Here is a 3,781-nt window from a genome sequence, read left to right as displayed (position 1 = left end):
TTACCGTTCTACTGCTAATGCGACACCAAGACCTCCTCCAATGCACAAGGTCGCTAGTCCTTTTTTAGCATCTTGACGTTTCATTTCGTGAAGGAGTGTAACCAACACTCTGCAACCGGAAGCTCCAATTGGATGTCCAATAGCAATCGCACCTCCATTTACGTTGACTTTACTATCATCCCACTGGAGTTCTTTGGTAACTCCCAATGCTTGTGCAGCAAAAGCCTCATTTGCTTCAATCAAATCTAAGTCACCGACTGTCCAACCTGCCTTTTCAAGACACTTTTTTGTGGACGGAATTGGACCAGTACCCATGATTGCCGGGTCAACTCCAGCGCTTGCATAAGCCTTAACTGTTGCCAGGGGGGTCAATCCAAGTTCCTTGGCTTTACTAGCTGACATGACAACGACAGCCGCAGCACCATCATTGATTCCAGAAGCATTGGCAGGTGTAACCGAACCATCCTTTTTAAAGGCTGGTCGAACCTTTTGAATACCTTCAATCGTAGCACCCTTGCGAATAAATTCGTCATCCTGGAAAACGATCGTGTCCCCTTTACGCTGGGGAATTTCCACAGGCACAATCTCTTCTTGAAATCGTCCAGCAGCTTGTGCTTCCTCAGCTAAGTTCTGAGATCTCAAAGCGAATGTATCCTGCTCATCTCTACTGATTGCATAACGATCAGCTACATTTTCAGCTGTGATGCCCATATGGTAGTCGTTAAATGCGCACCAAAGTCCGTCTTTGATCATGGTATCCGTCATTTGCCAATCACCCATACGCTGTCCATTTCGTGAGTTGGGCAAAGCATGTGGGGCCTGGCTCATATTTTCTTGACCACCCGCAATTATAACATCGGCATCGCCACACTTGATGGCTTGCGCAGCCAAGTTGACAGCTTTCAGACCGCTTCCACACACCTTATTAATTGTCAAAGCTGGTGTTGTCTGGGGCAATCCAGCTTTGATCACGGCTTGTCGTGCTGGATTTTGGCCCGTACTGGCCGTTAGTACTTGGCCAAGAATAACTTCGTCAATCGCTTCCGGTGCTAGATTTGTCTTTTTCAAGAGATCACGAATGACAATCGCACCCAAGTCAGCAGCACTGATTCCTGCTAGGCTACCATTGAAACTACCAACTGCCGTTCTTGTGGCAGCAACAATTACCACACTCTCCCCCATGCAATTCTCCTAGACTTGAATTTAGGCTGGTTCAGGACGCGTCTCCAACAGAGGAGACGCCGAAAGGAAGGTAATAACAATAATTATGACAGAAAGCAACTAAAGTTGCAATTCTATTATTTTTCTGTAGAAATTCGATTCTCAATCAAGTTTTCTACAACTGAGGGATCTGCGAGAGTGGAGGTGTCACCAATACTGGAGACTTGATTTTCAGCAATCTTACGCAGGATTCTCCTCATAATCTTGCCACTGCGAGTCTTAGGAAGACCTGGAGCCCATTGGATCGCATCAATCGTTGCAATTGGTCCAATTTCCTTGCGGACTAGCTTGACCAAATCAGTCCGTAGAGTATCCGTCGGTTCAACGCCACTGTTGAGAGTTACGTATGCATAGATACCCTGTCCTTTGATTTCATGAGGGAAGCCCACAACAGCTGCTTCTGCTACGTCATGATGAAGTACAAGTGCAGATTCCACTTCTGCTGTCCCCATTCTGTGACCAGAGACGTTGATCACGTCATCAATCCGACCAGTGATCCAATAGTAGCCATCTTCATCACGCCTTGCTCCATCTCCTGTGAAGTACATTCCCTTATATTGAACAAAATAGGTATTAAAGAAGCGCTCTGGATCTCCATAAACACCACGCATTTGTCCGGGCCAGGAATCCTTGATACAGAGAGCCCCTTCGGTTGCACCCTCCAGTTCAGTTCCTGTTTGAGGATCAACAATCACGGGTTGAATTCCGAAGAAGGGCTTCGTCGCTGAGCCTGGCTTTAGCTTGGTAGCACCCGGCAATGGGGTAATCAAGATCCCACCTGTTTCTGTCTGCCACCAGGTATCCACAATTGGGCATCGCTCTTTCCCTACAACACGATGATACCATTGCCACGCTTCTGGATTGATAGGCTCTCCTACGGTACCAAGCAAGCGCAATGAACTGAGATCTCGTTTATTAACAAAATCATCGCCTTCTTTTGCAATCGCTCGAATTGCTGTTGGAGCAGTGTAGAAGATGTTGACTTGGTGTTTTTCGACAACATCCCAAAATCGACCCCAATCCGGGTAGTTGGGCACACCTTCATACATCACGGAACTGGCACCATTCGCTAGAGGACCATAGATGATATAAGAATGACCGGTTACCCAGCCAATATCTGCTGTACACCAGTAGGTTTCTCCATCACGGTAGTCAAAAACATATTTGTGGGTCATGGAAGCGTAGGTGATGTAGCCACCAGTGGTGTGCATCACTCCCTTTGGTTTGCCGGTAGACCCTGATGTGTAGAGAATGAAGAGGGGATCTTCAGAATCTATTTCTTCAGCAGGACAGACACTGGAAATATCATCACCATTAATCTCGGTATGCCACCAATGGTCACGATTGGAGTTCATCTCGACAGTAGAGCCTGAATGATTAACGACGATGCAACTCTTTATGTAGTCAAATCCCTCCATTGCCCTATCACAGTTTGGCTTCAGGGGAACAGCTTTATTTCCACGGAAACCCCCATCTGCAGTAACCACAGCAGCAGGTGCACAATCGTCAATTCGGTTTCTTAAAGCATCAGCACTAAATCCACCAAAAACAATCGAATGGACCGCACCGATTCTCGTACAAGCTAGCATTGCAATGGGGAGTTCCGGGATCATGGGCATGTACAAGACGACCCGATCACCTTTCTGAACCCCACGTTTTTTCAATACATTCGCAAAACGGCAGACTTCTCGGTGGAGTTGCTGGTAGGTGTATGTACAACATTTTGTGGGATCATCAGATTCCCAGATGAGGGCAGCCTGATTCTTTCTTGGACTGTCCAGATGCCTATCAAGACAGTTGTAGGAAACATTAATTTTCCCACCCAAATACCACTTGATACTCGCGGTGTTGAAATCAACTTCTCTGACCTTGTCCCACTTTTTGAACCAATGCATTCGTTCAGCTTGCTTGGCCCAAAAACTCTCAGAATTCTCAACAGATTCCTGATACATTTGTTGGTATTGTTCCTTATTAATCAGGGCATCCTGAAAGTTGGGAGGAACATCGAATACTTTTGTTGCGCTCGTCTCTGCCATAACAAGCCTCCGCTCTACAAAATTTCGATTTCGAAAAGCTGCACCGCAAGGTTGCCCACGAACCTTTTCAAGGACAAATAACGGGCAGAAAATTTTTAAATATAGCAAGGTTGGCGATGAAAGTCCTGCTGAAAAGCGCAGAAAATGAAGTTTCTAGGGGTGCGGAGATTTGTCGTACAATCCAGATAGGCCAAGGTGTGTCAGCAGTTGTTCCTCCAAGGCTAGCATTTCTATCTCTTCATCTTTAGACCTCTCATGGTCTAACCCATATAAGTGACAGCAGCCATGGACCAACATTCGAATCATCTCAGTCTTTGCATCCCATCCATTGGTATCTGCTTGTTGGCAAACATCATCCCAACTGACTGCAAGATCTCCAACATGCACTGCTGAATGGTCATCTTCATAATAGGACCAAGAGAGCACATCAGTACTGCTCTCCTTACCTCGATATTTTACATTCAATCGTTGCATCTCAACTGCGTCAGTGATGTAGACTGAAACAGTGCGCTCCTTTTCAAACA

3 protein-coding genes are annotated in these 3,781 nt (G+C 46.2%); all 3 read right to left on the bottom strand.

What is annotated here, in order from left to right:
- On the bottom strand, positions 1-1,182 hold the full coding sequence (locus P8O70_17700) for an acetyl-CoA C-acetyltransferase (GenBank protein ID MDG2198671.1): 1,182 nt from the start codon (positions 1,180-1,182) through the stop codon (positions 1-3).
- Between the two features lie 116 nt (positions 1,183-1,298).
- Complete coding sequence (acs, locus tag P8O70_17695) at positions 1,299-3,257, bottom strand: acetate--CoA ligase (GenBank protein MDG2198670.1); 1,959 nt, start codon at positions 3,255-3,257, stop codon at positions 1,299-1,301.
- A 153-nt stretch (positions 3,258-3,410) separates the two neighbouring features.
- Positions 3,411-3,781 (bottom strand): rRNA maturation RNase YbeY (gene ybeY, locus P8O70_17690; protein MDG2198669.1); only part of this gene is annotated, 371 nt, incomplete at its 5' end.

This window comes from SAR324 cluster bacterium, from assembly GCA_029245725.1.
Taxonomy (GTDB): domain Bacteria; phylum SAR324; class SAR324; order SAR324; family NAC60-12; genus JCVI-SCAAA005.
The sequence above is the reverse complement of the archived record's forward strand: the minus strand, read 5'-3'. Positions and strand labels throughout refer to the sequence as shown.

Excerpts from the sequence above, each read along its gene's own strand:
- acs (MDG2198670.1), bottom strand. The coding sequence starts at position 3,257 with ATGGCAGAGACGAGCGCAACAAAAGTATTCGATGTTCCTCCCAACTTT.
- P8O70_17700 (MDG2198671.1), bottom strand. The coding sequence starts at position 1,182 with ATGGGGGAGAGTGTGGTAATTGTTGCTGCCACAAGAACGGCAGTTGGT.